The sequence below is a fragment of the Serratia sp. H402Y genome (assembly GCF_051172415.1).
Classification (GTDB): Bacteria; Pseudomonadota; Gammaproteobacteria; order Enterobacterales; family Enterobacteriaceae; genus Serratia; species Serratia ureilytica.
The window spans coordinates 305,393-322,438 of record NZ_JBPIYZ010000001.1; the positions used below are offsets into that span (position 1 = coordinate 305,393).

Annotated in this window: 13 protein-coding genes and 6 tRNA genes; 2 read left to right on the plus strand and 17 right to left on the minus strand. The window is 59.1% G+C overall.

Translation table 11 applies throughout. The annotated features are described in order from the left end of the window. Positions 1–4 precede the first annotated feature (4 nt). The 5 genes from corC to miaB all read right to left on the minus strand — a co-directional run bounded on the left by corC (position 5) and on the right by miaB (position 4,608). On the minus strand, positions 5–883 hold the full coding sequence (gene corC / locus ACSBQS_RS01570) for a CNNM family magnesium/cobalt transport protein CorC (protein ID WP_004939973.1): 879 nt from the start codon (positions 881–883) through the stop codon (positions 5–7). 84 nt (positions 884–967) lie between these two features. Beyond that, positions 968–1,441 (minus strand): rRNA maturation RNase YbeY, encoded by a 474-nt coding sequence (gene ybeY / locus ACSBQS_RS01575; RefSeq protein WP_004939970.1) that lies wholly within the window; start codon positions 1,439–1,441, stop codon positions 968–970. Then, positions 1,438–2,469 (minus strand): PhoH family protein, encoded by a 1,032-nt coding sequence (locus tag ACSBQS_RS01580; RefSeq protein WP_170853105.1) that lies wholly within the window; start codon positions 2,467–2,469, stop codon positions 1,438–1,440. Before ACSBQS_RS01580 ends, ybeY begins: the two co-directional genes overlap by 4 nt. 258 nt (positions 2,470–2,727) lie before the next feature. Then, positions 2,728–3,063: a zinc ribbon domain-containing protein YjdM gene (locus ACSBQS_RS01585; RefSeq protein ID WP_004939967.1), complete on the minus strand. Its 336-nt coding sequence runs from the start codon at positions 3,061–3,063 to the stop codon at positions 2,728–2,730. A gap of 120 nt (positions 3,064–3,183) precedes the next feature. Further along, positions 3,184–4,608 (minus strand): tRNA (N6-isopentenyl adenosine(37)-C2)-methylthiotransferase MiaB, encoded by a 1,425-nt coding sequence (gene miaB / locus ACSBQS_RS01590; protein ID WP_047025704.1) that lies wholly within the window; start codon positions 4,606–4,608, stop codon positions 3,184–3,186. A 197-nt stretch (positions 4,609–4,805) separates the two neighbouring features. Here miaB and ubiF point away from each other — a divergent pair, with 197 nt between their 5' ends. Further along, positions 4,806–5,987 carry a 3-demethoxyubiquinol 3-hydroxylase gene (gene ubiF / locus ACSBQS_RS01595; protein ID WP_089191295.1) on the plus strand — a complete coding sequence of 394 codons (1,182 nt, stop codon included), beginning with the start codon at positions 4,806–4,808 and terminating at the stop codon, positions 5,985–5,987. Between the two features lie 88 nt (positions 5,988–6,075). Here the strand turns inward: ubiF and ACSBQS_RS01600 are convergent. The 12 genes from ACSBQS_RS01600 to nagB all read right to left on the minus strand — a co-directional run bounded on the left by ACSBQS_RS01600 (position 6,076) and on the right by nagB (position 14,500). Further along, positions 6,076–6,150: transfer RNA gene (locus ACSBQS_RS01600), tRNA-Gln, on the minus strand. 4 nt (positions 6,151–6,154) lie between these two features. After that, a tRNA-Met gene (locus ACSBQS_RS01605) sits at positions 6,155–6,231 on the minus strand. A gap of 41 nt (positions 6,232–6,272) precedes the next feature. Continuing rightward, positions 6,273–6,347 (minus strand) — tRNA-Gln (locus tag ACSBQS_RS01610). Between the two features lie 44 nt (positions 6,348–6,391). Next, positions 6,392–6,466 (minus strand) — tRNA-Gln (locus tag ACSBQS_RS01615). 30 nt (positions 6,467–6,496) lie between these two features. Further along, positions 6,497–6,581 (minus strand) — tRNA-Leu (locus ACSBQS_RS01620). A 16-nt stretch (positions 6,582–6,597) separates the two neighbouring features. Then, a tRNA-Met gene (locus tag ACSBQS_RS01625) sits at positions 6,598–6,674 on the minus strand. A gap of 218 nt (positions 6,675–6,892) precedes the next feature. Next, the gene (asnB, locus tag ACSBQS_RS01630) at positions 6,893–8,557 is read right to left on the minus strand and encodes an asparagine synthase B (RefSeq protein WP_033642171.1); all 1,665 of its coding nucleotides are present in this window, start codon (positions 8,555–8,557) and stop codon (positions 6,893–6,895) included. Positions 8,558–8,840: 283 nt separating this feature from the next. After that, positions 8,841–10,283: a carbohydrate-binding protein gene (locus ACSBQS_RS01635; protein ID WP_046686571.1), complete on the minus strand. Its 1,443-nt coding sequence runs from the start codon at positions 10,281–10,283 to the stop codon at positions 8,841–8,843. Between the two features lie 190 nt (positions 10,284–10,473). Continuing rightward, a complete protein-coding gene (locus ACSBQS_RS01640) occupies positions 10,474–11,226 on the minus strand; it encodes an HAD-IIA family hydrolase (protein ID WP_004939957.1) in 753 nt (250 codons plus the stop codon). Positions 11,227–11,293: 67 nt separating this feature from the next. Next, complete coding sequence (nagC, locus tag ACSBQS_RS01645; RefSeq protein WP_197666231.1) at positions 11,294–12,514, minus strand: DNA-binding transcriptional regulator NagC; 1,221 nt, start codon at positions 12,512–12,514, stop codon at positions 11,294–11,296. 27 nt (positions 12,515–12,541) lie between these two features. Continuing rightward, positions 12,542–13,681: an N-acetylglucosamine-6-phosphate deacetylase gene (nagA, locus tag ACSBQS_RS01650; RefSeq protein WP_033642173.1), complete on the minus strand. Its 1,140-nt coding sequence runs from the start codon at positions 13,679–13,681 to the stop codon at positions 12,542–12,544. 18 nt (positions 13,682–13,699) lie between these two features. Beyond that, positions 13,700–14,500 carry a glucosamine-6-phosphate deaminase gene (gene nagB / locus ACSBQS_RS01655; protein WP_197666233.1) on the minus strand — a complete coding sequence of 267 codons (801 nt, stop codon included), beginning with the start codon at positions 14,498–14,500 and terminating at the stop codon, positions 13,700–13,702. Between the two features lie 334 nt (positions 14,501–14,834). Between nagB and nagE the strand changes: the two genes are divergently transcribed. Further along, on the plus strand, positions 14,835–16,871 hold the full coding sequence (gene nagE, locus ACSBQS_RS01660) for an N-acetylglucosamine-specific PTS transporter subunit IIBC (RefSeq protein WP_047025701.1): 2,037 nt from the start codon (positions 14,835–14,837) through the stop codon (positions 16,869–16,871). The last annotated feature ends 175 nt before the right edge of the window (positions 16,872–17,046 follow it).

Consider the following 17,046-nt stretch of genomic DNA (forward strand, 5'->3'; position numbering starts at 1 on the left):
GGATTTAATCTTCCAGTTTCGGTGGTGGAGAGTCGTCCGGAATTTTTACATGAACCTGGATGATACGTCGACTGTCTGCCATGGCAACTTTAAATAGGTAACCTTCGATTTCAATGGTTTCCCCGCGTGCAGGCAGATGGCCGAAGGCTTGCATCACCAAACCGCCGATGGTATCGACCTCGTCGTCGCTGAAATGGGTGCCGAAGGCTTCGTTGAAGTCTTCGATCGGTGCCAGCGCGCGTACGGTGTACATGTGGCGGCTGAGCTGGCGGATATCCAGATCGTCTTCGTCGTCGTATTCGTCTTCGATCTCGCCGACGATCAGTTCCAGAATGTCTTCGATGGTGACCAGGCCGGACACGCCGCCGAATTCGTCAATGACAATCGCCATGTGGTAGCGCTGGGAGCGGAACTCTTTCAACATCCGGTCGACGCGCTTGCTTTCCGGCACCACCACCGCGGTGCGCAGCACTTTGTCGATGCTGAACGGCTCGGAGTCTGCGCGCATGAACGGCAGCAGATCCTTGGCCATCAGGATGCCTTCGATGTGATCTTTGTCTTCGCTGATCACCGGGAAGCGCGAGTGGGCGGAGTCGATAATTACGTCCAGGCACTCTTCCAGCGTCTGGTTGCGCTTGAGCGTCACCATCTGGGAGCGGGGGATCATGATGTCGCGCACGCGCTGTTCGGCGATATCCATCACGCCTTCCAGCATGTCGCGGGTATCGGGATCGATCAGGTCGTTTTGTTCGGAATCACGGATCAGCTCGACCAGATCGCCACGGTTTTTGGGCTCGCCGTGGAACAGCTGGTTAAGGATAAGAGTAAAGAACCCCTTCTTGGGACTGGGGCTGTCATTGCTTTGTGAATGGTCGTCGCTCATGGCGTTTTCGTTACTGTCACTCATGTCAGAGTTAAGGGGCGTCAGCGACAGCCCCGTTAGGGGCTGTAAGGTAAACGGCTGACGTCAGACGGGGTCTTTTTCCGCCAGGTACGGATCAGGATAGCCCAGTCCGTGCATGATTTCGGTTTCCAAAGACTCCATTTCTTCGGCTTCATCGTCTTCGATGTGGTCATACCCTAGCAGATGAAGGCTGCCGTGGACAACCATATGCGCCCAGTGGGCCTCCAGCGCCTTGCCTTGCTCAATCGCTTCCTGTTCAACCACCTGGCGGCAGATGATCAGATCGCCGAGCAGCGGCAGCTCGATGCCCGGCGGGGCCTCGAACGGGAAAGAGAGCACGTTGGTCGGCTTGTCTTTGCCGCGATAGGTCAGGTTCAGCTCGTGGCTTTCCGCTTCGTCCACCAGACGCACGGTGACCTCGGCCTCTTCCTGAAATTGCGGCAGCACGCCTTCCAGCCAGCGCTGGAACGTGGCTTCATCCGGCAGGCCGTCGCTGCTTTCACAGGCAATCTGCAGATCCAAAATCACCTGACTCATGGTGTCTCCTGCTCGGAGGCGGCGAGCGCCTCGCGCTTACGTTGTTCGGCAATTGCGTCTTTGCGTTTCTGTTCGGCCGCTTCCCAGGCCTCATAAGCGATGACCACGCGGGCCACCACCGGGTGGCGCACCACATCTTCGCTGTGGAAGAAGTTGAAGCTCAGTTCTTCCACGTCCGACAGCACTTCCACCGCGTGGCGCAGGCCGGATTTCTGGTTGCGCGGCAGGTCGATCTGGGTGACGTCGCCGGTGATGACCGCCTTAGAGTTGAAGCCGATGCGCGTCAGGAACATCTTCATCTGCTCGATGGTGGTGTTCTGGCTCTCATCCAGAATGATAAAGGCATCGTTCAGCGTACGGCCGCGCATATAGGCCAGCGGCGCGACTTCGATCACGTTGCGCTCAATGAGCTTCTCCACGCGCTCGAAGCCCAGCATTTCGAACAGGGCGTCGTACAGCGGGCGCAGATAAGGATCAACCTTCTGGCTCAGATCGCCCGGCAGGAAGCCCAGCTTTTCGCCGGCTTCGACCGCGGGACGGGTCAGCAGAATGCGGCGAATTTCCTGGCGTTCCAGCGCATCCACCGCGGCGGCGACCGCCAGGTAGGTTTTGCCGGTACCGGCCGGGCCGATGCCGAAGGTGATGTCGTGATCGAGAATGTTGGCGATGTACTGCGCCTGGTTAGGCGTGCGCGGTTTCACCATGCCGCGCTTGGTTTTGATGGTGACCGCCTTGCCATAATCCGGCACGCTGTCCGCCACCTGTTCCAGCACCCGGCTCTCTTTGATCGCCAGATGGATTTGCTCCGGATCGATATCTGGGATCACGCCGCGAATCGGCGCGGTATCCACGTACAGATGGCGCAGGATATCGGCGGCGGCGACCACGCACAGGTTTTTGCCGACCAGCTTGAAGCGGTTGTCGCGACGATTGATTTCGATGCCCAATCGGCGCTCGAGTTGCTTGATGTTGTCATCAAACGGGCCGCACAGGCTGAGCAAACGCTTGTTGTCTGCGGGCTCCAACATAATTTCTTGTGTTGCGACGTTCAAACTATTCCTCTAGGTCACATCGGGCCTGGTTGATGTCACATAGCGCGTCCGGGACGCGCGCGTTCAGGGCGAGCCTGAATACTCTCTTTCTTGAATTATTCATGGTGCGCCGCAACGGCGCAAGTTTACCGCTGATCTATCTGTGCGCCGTCGGCGGAATTCAAGGGAAGATAAGGAAAAAACGCGGCGGGGCGCAAAGCCCGCCGCGTCATCACAGGACAAGGCCGCCGAGAATCAGTTCTTTTTCACGAATTCGGACTTCAGTTTCATCGGGCCGAAACCGTCGATTTTGCAGTCGATGTTGTGATCGCCTTCCACCAGACGAATGTTTTTCACCTTGGTGCCGATCTTCAGCATCGAGGAGCTGCCTTTGACCTTCAGGTCTTTGATCACGGTGACCGCATCGCCGTCCGCCAGCAGGTTGCCGTTGGCGTCTTTGACGATCAGCGCATCCTGATCTTCCGCCGGGGCGCTGTCGCTCCACTCGTGGGCGCATTCAGGGCAGATGAACAGGGCATTGTCCTGGTAGGTGTATTCGGAGTTGCACTTCGGGCAGTGTGGGAGTTGCATGTTATGTCGCCTCTTCAACAATAAAAAATAGAAAAAAGAACATCACCGGGCGCGGACGCCCGGCGGAGAAACGGTAAGGAATAGCGCGAACTGGCGGCGATAAGGCGGGCCGCCGCGGCGTCAGGGCTGGTAAATGCCGACGCCCAGCGCGTTTTCTTTGCGGGTACGGGCGATCACCGACTGCGGGGATTCATGTACGCGCAGATCCATCTGCTGTTCGGTGCGCACCACTGCGCCACGCAGGGTGTTGGTCAGCACCTCGGTAATTTCCACGTCGACAAACTGGCCGATCATGTCGGGTGTGCCTTCGAAGTTTACCACACGGTTGCACTCCGTGCGCCCGGCCAGCTCCATCACGCTTCTGCGCGAGGTGCCTTCCACCAGAATGCGCTGGACGGTGCCGAGCATGCGGCGGCTGAACTGCAGCGCCTGCTGGTTGATGCGATCCTGCAGAATATACAGCCGCTGTTTTTTCTCTTCTTCGCTGACGTCGTCAACCATGTCCGCCGCCGGCGTACCGGGGCGCGACGAATAGATGAAGCTGAAGCTGACGTCGAAGTTGATGTCGGCGATCAGGTTCATGGTTTGTTCGAAGTCGGCCTGGCTCTCGCCCGGGAAACCGACGATGAAGTCGGAGCTGAGCTGGATGTTCGGGCGCGCCTGGCGCAGCTTGCGGATAATCGCCTTATACTCCAGCGCGGTATGGGCGCGTTTCATCATGGTCAGGATGCGATCCGAACCGCTCTGCACCGGCAGGTGCAGGAAGCTGACCAGCTCCGGCGTGTCTTCGTACACCGCGATGATGTCGTCGGTGAACTCGATAGGGTGGCTGGTGGTGAAGCGAATGCGATCGATGCCGTCGATGGCGGCCACCAGGCGCAGCAGTTCGGCGAACGAGCAGATATCGCCGTCATGCGTGGCGCCGCGGTACGCGTTGACGTTTTGGCCGAGCAGGTTGACTTCGCGCACGCCCTGCGCCGCCAGTTGGGCGATTTCGAACAGCACGTCGTCGCTCGGGCGGCTCACTTCCTCGCCGCGGGTGTATGGCACCACGCAGAAAGTGCAGTATTTGTTGCAGCCTTCCATGATCGACACGAACGCGGTCGGGCCTTCGGCGCGCGGCTCCGGCAGGCGGTCGAACTTTTCGATCTCAGGGAAACTGATATCGACCACCGGGCTGCGGGTGCCCTGAACGTGGTTGATCATTTCCGGCAGGCGGTGCAGGGTCTGCGGGCCGAATACCACGTCGACGCAAGGCGCGCGGCTGCGGATCAGTTCGCCTTCTTGCGAGGCCACGCAACCGCCGACGCCGATGATGACAGACGGGTTCTTCTCTTTCAGCAAGCGCCAGCGCCCCAGCATGGCGAAAACTTTTTCCTGCGCTTTTTCACGGATCGAGCAGGTGTTCAGCAACAGCACGTCCGCTTCCTCGGCGTTGTCGGTCCACTCGAAGCCGTGCGTGCTGTTCAACAGGTCGGCCATTTTCGATGAATCGTACTCATTCATCTGGCAGCCCCAGGTTTTGATATGTAGTTTTTTCGTCATTGACTTGCCATTACTCAGTGCGGAGCGAAAGTTGCGTTACGCGACATGCAGGGCGCGTATTGTAATCATTTGCCGCCGTTGTGACCAGCGCGGGGGAAAATGGCACGCAACCTGAAGCCGAAGCGAAAATCCGGTACACTGCGCAAAACGCCATGCCGGGTGGGATGGCGAGCATTCACACAGAAAACATAGCCAATATGAAGACATCTCAAAATCGGTATGACGCGGTGGTGGTGGGCGGCGGCATGGTCGGCGCGGCGGCGGCTCTGGGCCTGGCGCAGGCGGGCTGGTCGGTGGCGTTGCTGGAACATCAGGCGCCGCAGGCGTTCGAGGCGCAAAGCCCGCCGGACCTGCGCATTTCCGCTATCGGCTGCACCTCGGTGGGGCTGCTGAAACAGCTCGGCGCCTGGCCCGCCGTGACGGCGATGCGCACGGCGCCGTATCGCCGGCTGGAGACCTGGGAATGGGCGTCGTCGCGCGTGGCGTTCGATGCGCTATCGCTGGGGCTGCCGGAGTTGGGCTTTATGGTGGAAAACCGCATTTTGCAGCTGGCGCTGTGGCAGCAGTTCGCACAGTGCGCCAATTTGACGCTGCTGTGCCCCGCCAGGCTGCAATCGCTGCAGCGGGCGGACAAGGCCTGGCAACTGACGCTGGACAGCGGTGAAACGCTGCAGGCGCGGCTGGTTGTCGGCGCCGACGGCGCCAACTCGCAGGTGCGCAAGCTGGCGGCGATCGGCACCAACGGCTGGCAGTATCGTCAGGCGTGCATGTTGATCACCGTCGATACCGGCGCGCCGCAGCAGGATGTGACCTGGCAGCGCTTCTTCCCGTCAGGGCCGCGCGCTTTCCTGCCGCTGTACGACAGCTGGGCGTCGCTGGTGTGGTATGACAGCCCGCAGCGCATTCGCCAACTGCAGGCGATGCCGCCGGCGCAGCTGGAGCGCGAGATCGCCGCCGCTTTTCCGGCGCGACTGGGCCCGGTCAAGGTGCATGCCGCCGGATCGTTCCCGTTGACGCGCCGTCATGCGCAGCGCTACGTGCTGCCGGGCCTGGCGCTGCTGGGCGATGCGGCGCATACCATCAACCCGCTGGCCGGGCAGGGCGTCAATCTGGGGTATCGCGATGTGGATGCCTTGCTGAACGTGCTGAGCGAGGCGCGGGAGCAGGGAGAAGACTGGAGCGGCGAGGCGGTGCTGCTGCGCTATCAACGCCGCCGCCGTACCGACAATCTGTTGATGCAGAGCGGCATGGATCTGTTCTATACCGCCTTCAGCAATAACCTGGCGCCGCTGACCGTGGCGCGCAATCTGGCGCTGATGGCCGCGCAGCGGGCGGGCAAGCTGAAAGAGCATGCGTTGAAGTACGCCTTGGGATTGTAACCGACAGGGCTCAGCGGTGGCTGGGCCTATTTAAGGTTGGCTGAACGGCAGACAGCAAAAAGCCCGCCGAAGCGGGCTTTTCTAAATATGGCTGGGGTGCCAGGATTCGAACCTGGGTATGCTGGTATCAGAAACCAGAGCCTTACCGCTTGGCGACACCCCAATTATGGTGGCTACGACGGGATTTGAACCTGTGACCCCATCATTATGAGTGATGTGCTCTAACCAGCTGAGCTACGTAGCCGATGTTACTTTTTACTTCTTTGATTTGCAAGCAGTTTGTTATGGCTGGGGTACCTGGATTCGAACCAGGGAATGCCGGTATCAAAAACCGGTGCCTTACCGCTTGGCGATACCCCACCTGCAAACAAATCTTATGTTGAAACCCCATTCCCGAAAGAATATGGCTGGGGTACCTGGATTCGAACCAGGGAATGCCGGTATCAAAAACCGGTGCCTTACCGCTTGGCGATACCCCATCAACATACTGCGCCGACGATGAAGAGAAATGGTGCGGGAGGCGAGACTTGAACTCGCACACCTTGCGGCGCCAGAACCTAAATCTGGTGCGTCTACCAATTTCGCCACTCCCGCAAATACAAAAAAGAGATGGTGGCTACGACGGGATTCGAACCTGTGACCCCATCATTATGAGTGATGTGCTCTAACCAGCTGAGCTACGTAGCCCTCTTTTTTTGCTTTGCCTTCATCGGCGTTGCGGGGCGCATTATGCGTATATGACCGATTTGCGTCAACAAGTTTTTTCCCGAAAAAGCGCCCGGAAGCGCCGTTTGTCTGGGTTGTGAACATTATGGCGATAAAATCGGCAATTCAGGCAGTTGGCGGGCGGAAAAGGCAACAAAAAGGCGGGCCAAAAGGCCCGCCTCGGGGAAAATGCCGCGCGATTATTTATAGGCGGCCTGGTGCACGCCGACGGCGCGGCCGGAAGGATCGTCCATCTTCTTGAACGATTCATCCCACTCGATGGCCTTGGCGGACGAGCAGGCGACGGATGGGCCGCCCGGCACGCATTCGGCGGCGCTCGGCAGCGGGAACAGCTCCTCGAAGATTTCGCGGTACAGGTAGCCTTCTTTCGACGTCGGCGTGTTGTACGGGAAGCGGAAACGCGCGGTTTCGAGCTGTTGATCGCTAATTTGCTGCGCAGCCACCTCTTTTAGCGTGTCGATCCAGCTGTAGCCGACGCCGTCGGAGAACTGCTCTTTCTGGCGCCAGGCCACGCTGGCGGGCAAATAGGACTCGAAACATTCGCGAACGATGTGTTTTTCCATTTTGCCGTTGCCGCACATTTTATCTTTCGGGTTGATGCGCATTGCCACATCGAGGAATTTCTTGTCCAGGAACGGCACGCGGGCTTCGACGCCCCAGGCGGACATCGCCTTGTTGGCGCGCGCGCAGTCGAACATGTGCAGCGCCAGCAGTTTGCGTACGGTCTCTTCGTGGAATTCGCGGGCGTCCGGCGCCTTATGGAAGTACAGGTAGCCGCCGAACACTTCGTCCGCGCCTTCGCCGGAAAGCACCATCTTGATGCCCATCGCCTTGATTTTGCGCGACATCAGGTACATCGGCGTCGACGCGCGGATGGTGGTGACGTCATAGGTTTCGATGTGGTAAATCACGTCGCGGATGGCGTCCAGCCCTTCCTGCACGGTGAAGTGGATCTCATGGTGCACGGTGCCCAGATGGTTGGCCACCTCCTGCGCGGCGCGCAGATCCGGCGAGCCTTCCAGCCCGACGGCGAAGGAGTGCAACTGCGGCCACCAGGCTTCGCTGCGTTCCTGATCTTCCACGCGGCGCGCGGCGTACTTCTTGGTGATCGCCGAAATGACCGAGGAATCCAGCCCGCCCGAGAGCAGCACGCCGTAAGGCACGTCGGACATCAGGTGGCTTTTCACCGACTCTTCCAGCGCGGTGCGCAGGGCGGCGGCGTCGGTCACGTTGTCCTTGACGCTGTCGTAATCGAACCAGTCGCGGCGATAGTATTCGCGGATCTGGCCGTCCTGGCTCCACAGGTAGCTGCCGGCCGGGAATTCCTTGATGGTGCGGCACACCGGCACCAGCGCTTTCATTTCCGAGGCAACGTACAGGTTGCCGTGTTCGTCATGGCCCATATACAGCGGGATGATGCCCAGGTGATCGCGGCCGATCAGGTAGGCGTCTTTTTCGGTGTCATACAGGGCAAAGGCGAACATGCCTTGCAGATCGTCGAGGAACTCCGGGCCTTTCTCCTGATACAGCGCCAGGATCACTTCACAGTCGGAGCCGGTCTGGAAGGCATAGCGGTCGCTCAGCTGTTGGCGCAGCGCCTGATGGTTGTAAATTTCGCCGTTGACCGCCAGAACGTGGGTGTGCGCAGCGTTGTACAGCGGTTGAGCGCCGTTGTTGACGTCGACGATCGACAGGCGTTCGTGAGCCAGAATGGCTTTGTCGCTGGCGTAAACGCCGGACCAATCCGGGCCGCGGTGGCGCATCAGACGTGACAGCTCCAGCGCTTTCTTACGCAGTTCAACGGGATCGGACTTCAGATCGAGCACACCGAAAATAGAACACATACAACTCTCCTAACGGGCTTTTATGACTGTGATGTTGTTTTTACTGTTATGGGCAGCATTGCCGATTTATCAGCGATAACGCGGTTTTGCTGCGCTGTGGTTATGAAAATGCGCCAAAAGCTGCAGAGGATGCAAGCGTTTTAGCCATGCGCTGAGAAATAGTTGTTTGCGTAGCTGAGGTTTTTAACGGATTTTCAGTTATCGGCGTGAAAAATTATCGATTATGCAATTTTTAGCGTGATGGCGGGATTGCCGGCCAGTTTGACCGGCAATCGATTAGCGATTAGGCGATGAGCTGCCAGAGGGTGAACGCGGCATCCGGCGTCCAGCCGGCATTGGAGGTGTGCGCCTGAATACAGGTGTATTTCTTGCCTTTATAACTCACGACGTCGCCGGCTTTGTAGCTGTGGTTGTTCTGCCACTCGGGCGCGCCCGGATCGGGCGGCGTACCGTCATTGGCGGTTTTGACCGCCAGCGCGCTGCTCGGCAGGGAGGTATTGCCCAGGGTGTCGGTCGCGGTAACGAAGTAGCTGTACTGGGTTGCCGGCGTCAGACCGCTGTCGGCCAGCGACAGACCGGCGGTTTGGCCGATCGGGTTGCCGTTGCGGTAGACGGTGTAGCTGGCGATCGGTGAGGCGCCGGTGGCGGCGGCCCAGCTCAGTTTCAGCGAGGTGGCGCCCAGCTCGGCGACCGTCAGCGCCGTCGGCGCATTAGGCTTTCCCGGCGGCGGGGTGACGCCGCCCTGAATCAGCGGCGCATAGCGGGTTTTGAACTCCCAATTGTAGGCGACGCCGGCTTTGCTCTTGCCGTTATCCCAGTTGATTGACCAGGTCATCAGGCCCTTGATCGACAGGTTTTTGGCGTCGAGACGCGAGAAAGCGTTATACACCGCCTGTTTGTTGACCACGTAGCCGGTGGCGGCGGCATCGTTGTTGCTCGGCAGGCCGATGACGAATTTCGCCGCCGGGATCTTCGCATAGCCGCGGGTGCCGGTAACCAGGCTTTCCGTCAGGTAGTAGAGGAAGTCCTCTTTCATGGCGTCGTTATTCTGCGTGATCCAGGCATTGAGTTCATCCACCCAAATACCGTCGCCGCCCTGGTTATAATATTGCGGCGCGATAAAGTCGTAATAGCCTTCGAGGGCGTTAATATAATCCAGGTAGGTGCCGTTGGTGCGTAAATACGGGAATTCCGGCGCCATGCTGATAATAAAGTTTTTCCCCTGGGCGGCGTAATGGTCTTTTACTTTTTTCAGCGCCGCAGGCAAGACGGTTTTATTATTGGCGGCGCCGATCGCCGCCTGTTCCAGATCGATATCCAGGCCGTCGAAGCCATAGACTTCCACCAGGCGAATAATCTCGTCTTTCAGCTTGTCTTCGTCGCCGGTTTTCAGCTCGATATGCGCGTCTGCGCCGCCGAGGGAGATCAGCACCGCGCGGCCCTGGCTGTTCAGCACGCCCACCTGGCGGCGGAACTCGGCATCGGACAGGTTGTAAGGCTTGAAGGTCGGGATGCCCTGGCCTTTCATAAAGGCGACGGCCACCACGTTGTACTCGGCGGGAATGTCGGTCAGGTTCATATTGGTGAACTGGCCCTGCTGATAGCCGTCACTGGCGCCGGCGGCCCAGTTGTGCCAGAAACCCATCAGGATCTTTTTATTGGCGATAGACGGCATAATGGCCGCGTCATCGGCGGCGACGGCATTAATCGTGTTATTTGTGCTCATGGTAGCCTCATTAATTAGGAGTAAGGGTTTTTCGCTCTCCGGCAATATCAGCTATTGGCGGGGCGTAACGTTATAATGAGGATTTTTAACGCAGGCAGGCTGAAACCTTTTACGGCCATGAACGAATTAAATTCAAACCGACGCTGAGGGAGAAGGAAATAATGGCGGCCGGGCGGCCGCCATGGCCGCATCAGAAGATGGTGATATCGGCGACGGAAGGGTAGACGTAGCTCGGGCGGAACGGCATGGTTTCGATGTCGCTCAGCGTGGAGACGCCGGACAGCACCAGCACGGTTTCCAGGCCGGCCTGGAAGCCCGCCAGAATGTCGGTGCGCAGGTTATCGCCGACGATCACCGTCTCTTCCGAGTGCGCCTGCATTTTGTTCAGTGCGGCGCGAATGATCCACGGGCTGGGCTTGCCGACGTAAAACGGCTTGCGGCCGGTGATCTTCTCGATGGGGGCGCACAGCGCGCCGCAGGCCGGCGAGAAGCCGTGGCCGTGACTATCCGGGTTGGTGGCGATAAAGCGCGCGCCGTTACTGACGAAGTAGGCGGCTTTATGCATCATGTCCCAGTTGTAAGAGCGGGTTTCACCGACGATCACGAAGTCGGGGTTGATGTCGGTGATGGTGAAACCGGCTTTGTACAGCTCATGGATCAGGGCGCCTTCGCCGACCACATAGGCTTTTTTGCCTTCCTGACGGCGCAGGAAATCGGCGGTGGCCATCGCCGAGGTGTAGAACGCGCTCTCCGGCACTTCCAGCCCGGCGGCGGCGAAGCGGTTCGCCAGATCCTGTGCGGTCTGTGACGGGTAGTTAGTCAGCACCACCAGCGGCATGCCCTGTTCCTGGATGCGCGCCAGGAACAGATCGGCGCCGGGCACCGGCGTATTGTCATGCAGCAGCACGCCGTCGATATCGCATATAACGTTTTTGATTTTCATTTGTCGCTGTTTCTCATGATTACGGCAGGCGAAGGGTGACGATAACACGCCTGCCAGAAGCGGCGGATCAGCTTTCCAGCAATCGCTGCAAGAGCACGCCGTTGAGCATCGCGCGTTTGGCCAGGGCGAAAGCGCCGATCGCCGAGCGATGATTGAGTTCGGAGGTCACCACCGGCAGATTTTTGCGGAAGTCCTTCAGCACCTGGGTATTGATGCAGCTCTGGATCGCCGGCAGCAGCACCTTGTCCGCTTCGGTGATCTCACCGGCGATCACCACCTTCTGCGGATTGAACAGGTTGATGGCGATGGCCACCGCTTTGCCCAGATAGCGGCCTACGTGTTCGATCACTTCGCTGGCCAGCAGATCGCCGCGGTTGGCGGCCTTGCAGATGGCGTTGATGCCGCAGTCTTCCAGCGTCAGTTTGCTCGGGTAGCCCTGGCTCAGCAGCTGGCGCACGCGCTGTTCGATCGCGGCGTTGGCGGCCACGGTTTCCAGGCAGCCGAAGTTGCCGCAGTGGCAGCGTTCCCCCAACGGATCGATCTGGATATGGCCGATCTCGCCGACGTTGCCGTTGTTGCCGAGAAAAATCTGCCCGTTGACGATGATGCCGGCGCCGGTGCCGCGGTGCAGGCGCACCAGAATCGAGTCTTCGCAGTCGCGGGTGGCGCCGAAGTAGTGCTCCGCCAGCGCCAGGCTGCGGATGTCGTGGCCGACGAAGCTGGTGACGTTAAAGCGCTGCTGCAGGTTGTCCACCAGCGCCCAATTGCTGACGCTGATGTGCGGCATGTAGCGCACCACGCCCAGCGCCGGATCCACCAGGCCGGGCAGGATCACCGCGATGGCGATCAGCTCGCGCAGGCGGCGCTGGTTAGCGTCGATGAATTGGTCGATGGCGGCGAACAGCGCATTCTCCAGCGTTTCTTGAGTGCGTTCCGGCAGCGGATAGTGTTCTTCGCTGAGCGACTTGCCGCTCATGTCATACAGGGTGATGGTGGCGTCGTGGCGGCCGAGACGCACCGCGACGGTATGGAAATGACGGGTTTCCGACACGATGGAGATCGCGCGGCGGCCGCCGGTGGAGGCTTGCTGATCGACTTCTTTGATCAGCCCGCGCTCCAGCAGCTGGCGAGTAATTTTGGTGACGCTGGCGGGGGCGAGCTGGCTGAGTTCGGCAATCTGAATGCGCGAGATCGGGCCCTGCTGGTCGATCAGGCGGTAAACTGCCGCGCCGTTAAGTTGTTTGACTAAGTCAACGTTCCCTATTTGTGCTTGTCCGCCAGTGCTCATCAATAATTTTACTCGCTGTTCATTGAATTAAACCTCGTTACCGTTAACGAGCGTTTTGGTGATCTTGAAATCACGGGTGAAGGCGGTCAGGTTAGCCACCTTGCCGGCTTCGAGGGTGCCCAGACGGTGATCGACACCGATGGCGCGCGCCGGATACAGCGTCGCCATGCGCAGCGCTTCGTCCAGCGCGATGCCGATATGCTCGACGCTGTTTCGCACCGCTTCGATCATGGTCAGCGCGGAACCGCTCAGGGTGCCGTTCTCATCCACGCACAGCCCATCCCGATAGTATATTGTTTTACCGGCGAAAATAAATTGGTCAATATCTGCACCCGCCGGCGCGGTGGCATCGGTGACCAAGACCAATTTATCACCTTTCAGGCGTTTGGCGTTACGGATACTCGCCCAGGCCACGTGATGGCCGTCGGCGATGATGCCGGTATAGACCTCCGGCGTATCGAAGATCGCCCCCATCAGCCCCGGTTCGCGGCCGGTGATATAAGGCATGGCGTTGTACAGGTGGGTGGCGAAGCTGATGCCGGCGGCGAAACCGGTGCGAGCCTGATCGTAGGTGGCGTTCGAGTGGCCGGCGGAGACCACGATGCCGGCCTCGGTCAGCTGCTTGATAAAGTGCGGCTCAACCATTTCCGGCGCCAACGTCACCTTGGTGATCACGTCGGCGTTGGCGCACAGGTAATCGATCATTTCCTGGGTCGGCTTGCGAATGAACGCCGGATTGTGGGTGCCTTTTTTCACCGGGCTGAGGTATGGCCCTTCCAGGTGCAGGCCCAACGCCTGGTTTTGGTGCTTTTTCAGATAAGCGCGCATCACGTCGACGCTGTGCTTCATGAATTCGTCGCTGCTGGTGATCAGCGTCGGCAGATAGCTGGTGCAGCCGGATTTCTCGTTGGCGCGCTGCATGATCTCCAGCGTTTCTTCCGAGATTGCTTCCAGCGAATCGTTGAACTGTACGCCGCCGCAGCCGTTCAGCTGCACGTCGATAAGCCCGGGGGCCAGGATGGCGCCACCCAGGTCGCGCGTTTCGATGCCGGCGGGCAATTCAGCCGCCGGGCAGACTTTCTCGATCAGCCCATCAGCGATAATGACTGCATGGTCATCAAGTACGTCGTGGCCGGTATAGATTCGGCCGTGGGTTAAAGCGAACATCGTAGCCCCCTGCAAAGATTAAAGACTTTTAACGCTTTCCGCTTCTAACTCGCGGAAATATTTGACGGTTTTGACTTTCAGCTCCATGGTAGCCGGTTCGTCGCACACCACTACCGCTTTGGCGTGCAGCTGCAGACAGCTGATGGTCCACATGTGGTTGATATTGCCTTCCACTGCGGCTTCCAGTGCCTGCGCCTTGGCGTGGCCGGTGACCAGGATCATCACTTCTTCCGCGTCCAGCAGCGTGCCCACGCCGACGGTCAGCGCATATTTCGGCACCAGGCTGACATCGCCGCCGAAGAAGCGCGAGTTGGCGATGCGGGTGTCTTCGGTCAGCGTTTTGATGCGGGTGCGCGAAGCCAGGGACGAAGCCGGCTCGTTGAACGCGATATGGCCGTCGATGCCCACGCCGCCCATGAACAGGTTAATTTTGCCGTAAGACTTGATCTTCTCTTCGTACTGGCGGCACTCGGCGTCGACATCCGCGGCGTTGCCGTTCAGCAGGTTGATATTTTCGCTAGGGATATCAATGTGATCAAAGAAGTTGCGGTACATGAAGGTGTGATAGCTTTCCGGGTGTTCCTGCGGCAGGCCAACGTACTCGTCCATGTTGAAAGTCACAACATGCTTAAAGCTTACTTCACCTGCTTTGTGCATCGCAATCAGATGTTTGTAGGCTTCCAGCGGCGTGCCGCCGGTGGGCAGGCCGAGAACAAACGGGCGCTCTGCGGTTGGCTTGAATGCGTTGATGCGTTGAACGATATGACGCGCGGCCCATTTGCCGACTTGTGCGGTATCTTTCAGTGGGATAAGTCTCATCTAACACCTCTTGGGATAAGTAAACTAAAGCTATACTGTACGGGCCTGCGGGAGTCGTAAGCGTAACCCAGCTTTATGATTCTCGCGTGAATCGTCCGTCCGGTTGATTTTTTGAATGATAAAATAAGTTTTGTGTGATGGCCAGCAATCTGGGAGGTAAAGACTACTTTTTGGTGATATTTATCACAAAAAGGGAGGTTTTAATTTGCGATACAAAATAAATTTTTTACACTCGGCATGAGTGATACGTGCCAAGCGCTGTTTCTAAAAAGGTAGTGAGAGCTCCAAATAAACTACTAATAGGGTCCGTCCGCGGACAACATAGGGGGAAAAGGTGAACATTCTTAGTTATTTGCAAAAGGTGGGACGGGCGCTGATGGTGCCGGTCGCCACGCTGCCCGCCGCCGCCATCTTGATGGGCGTCGGGTACTGGATTGACCCTGTTGGTTGGGGCGGCGACAACGCGCTCGCCGCTTTCTTCATTAAATCCGGCTCCGCTATCATCGACAACATGTCGGTGCTGTTCGCTATCGGCGTGGCCTACGGCATGTCCAAAGACAAGGACGGCGCCGCCGCGTTGACCGGCTTCGTCGGCTTCCTGGTGCTGACCACTCTCTGTTCGCCGGCCGCCGTGTCGATGATTCAGAAGATCCCGCTCGATCAGGTGCCCGCCGCGTTCGGCAAGATCCAGAACCAGTTCGTCGGTATTCTGGTGGGCATCATCTCCGCCGAAGTGTACAACCGCTTCAGCGGCGTCGAGCTGCCCAAGGCGCTGTCGTTCTTCAGCGGCCGCCGTTTGGTGCCGATCCTCATTTCCTTCCTGATGATCCTGGTGGCTTTCATCCTGATGTACATTTGGCCGGTGATCTTCAACGGTCTGGTGAACTTCGGTGAACACATTCAGAAAATGGGCTCGGTCGGCGCGGGCATCTACGCCTTCTTCAACCGCCTGCTGATCCCGGTCGGCCTGCACCACGCGCTGAACTCGGTGTTCTGGTTCGACGTGGCCGGCATCAACGATATTCCTAACTTCCTTGGCGGCCAGCAGTCGATCGAAGCCGGTAAAGCGGTTGTCGGCATCACCGGCCGTTATCAGGCGGGCTTCTTCCCGATCATGATGTTCGGTCTGCCGGGGGCGGCGCTGGCCATTTACCACTGCGCGCGTCCTGAGAACAAAGCCAAAGTGGCGGGCATCATGCTGGCGGCCGCTTTCGCCGCCTTCTTTACCGGTATTACCGAACCGCTGGAATTCTCCTTCATGTTCGTGGCGCCGGTGCTGTACGTGATCCACGCCGTGCTGACCGGTATCTCGGTGTTCATCGCCGCCAGCATGCATTGGATCGCCGGTTTCGGCTTCAGCGCCGGCCTGGTGGATATGGTGCTGTCGTCTCGCAACCCGCTGGCGACCCACTGGTACATGCTGATCCCGCAAGGCCTGGTGTTCTTCGTCATCTACTACGTGGTGTTCCGCTTCACCATCAAAAAATTCAACCTGATGACTCCGGGCCGCGAGCTGGCGGTTGCCGGTGACGAAACCGACGGCTACGACGTCAACGTCGACAGCAACGCCGGTAAAGACGAGAACGAAACCACCACCCTGGCTCGTCGTTACGTCGGCGCGATCGGCGGTTCCGACAACCTGACCGGCATCGACGCCTGCATCACCCGCCTGCGTTTGAACGTGAAAGACTCCGCGCTGGTGAACGACGCATTGGCGAAACGCCTCGGCGCGTCGGGCGTTATCCGCCTGAACAAGCAGAGCGTGCAAGTGATCGTCGGCACCCGTGCCGAACTTATCGCCAGCGCAATGCGCAACGTGATTGCAGCCGGACCGGTCGCGGCAGCGGCGGCCCCGGCGGCGGCGCCTGCCGCGGAAGCCAAACCGCAGGCGGTGCCGAACGCGCCGAAAGCCGCGTTTGAAACGCTGCTGGCGCCGGTGACCGGCGAAGTGGTGGCGCTCGATCAGGTGCCGGACGAAGCCTTCGCCAGCAAGGCGGTAGGCGACGGCCTGGCGATTCGCCCGACCGACAAGATCGTGGTGGCGCCGGCTGACGGCACCGTGGTGAAAATCTTCAATACCAACCACGCATTCTGCCTGGAAACCGACAAGGGCGCCGAGATCGTGGTGCACATGGGGATCGACACCGTCGCGCTGGAAGGCCAGGGCTTCAAACGCCTGGTGGAAGAGGGCGCGGAAGTGAAAGCCGGTCAACCGATTCTGGAACTGGATCTGGATTACCTGAATGCCAATGCGCGTTCGATGATAAGCCCGGTGGTGGTCAGCAACTCTGACGAGTACGCCGGCCTGGCGGCGCTGGCCAGCGGCTCTGTGGTCGCCGGTCAGACCAAGCTGTATGAGATCCAGAAATAAGGCTGTTTTTACCTGAGTAGTGCCTGGGGCCTAACACGCATCATGGCGGAGTTTGCCCCGACTTGGCGGGAAGAGAGCGATCTCTTCCCGCTTTTTTTATCCCGTTTCGCCCTACGGCGGTGCGCTGCGCGCCGATGGTGCAACGCGCCGCATTTTTCATGAAACAAACGGTTGT

Excerpts from the sequence above, each read along its gene's own strand:
- nagA (WP_033642173.1), bottom strand. The coding sequence starts at position 13,681 with ATGTTCGCTTTAACCCACGGCCGAATCTATACCGGCCACGACGTACTT.
- miaB (WP_047025704.1), bottom strand. The coding sequence starts at position 4,608 with ATGACGAAAAAACTACATATCAAAACCTGGGGCTGCCAGATGAATGAG.
- ACSBQS_RS01580 (WP_170853105.1), bottom strand. The coding sequence starts at position 2,469 with ATGTTGGAGCCCGCAGACAACAAGCGTTTGCTCAGCCTGTGCGGCCCG.
- ACSBQS_RS01635 (WP_046686571.1), bottom strand. The coding sequence starts at position 10,283 with ATGAGCACAAATAACACGATTAATGCCGTCGCCGCCGATGACGCGGCC.
- ACSBQS_RS01585 (WP_004939967.1), bottom strand. The coding sequence starts at position 3,063 with ATGCAACTCCCACACTGCCCGAAGTGCAACTCCGAATACACCTACCAG.
- corC (WP_004939973.1), bottom strand. The coding sequence starts at position 883 with ATGAGCGACGACCATTCACAAAGCAATGACAGCCCCAGTCCCAAGAAG.
- ACSBQS_RS01640 (WP_004939957.1), bottom strand. The coding sequence starts at position 11,226 with ATGAAAATCAAAAACGTTATATGCGATATCGACGGCGTGCTGCTGCAT.
- nagB (WP_197666233.1), bottom strand. The coding sequence starts at position 14,500 with ATGAGACTTATCCCACTGAAAGATACCGCACAAGTCGGCAAATGGGCC.
- ubiF (WP_089191295.1), top strand. The coding sequence starts at position 4,806 with ATGAAGACATCTCAAAATCGGTATGACGCGGTGGTGGTGGGCGGCGGC.
- asnB (WP_033642171.1), bottom strand. The coding sequence starts at position 8,557 with ATGTGTTCTATTTTCGGTGTGCTCGATCTGAAGTCCGATCCCGTTGAA.
- nagC (WP_197666231.1), bottom strand. The coding sequence starts at position 12,514 with ATGAGCACTGGCGGACAAGCACAAATAGGGAACGTTGACTTAGTCAAA.
- ybeY (WP_004939970.1), bottom strand. The coding sequence starts at position 1,441 with ATGAGTCAGGTGATTTTGGATCTGCAGATTGCCTGTGAAAGCAGCGAC.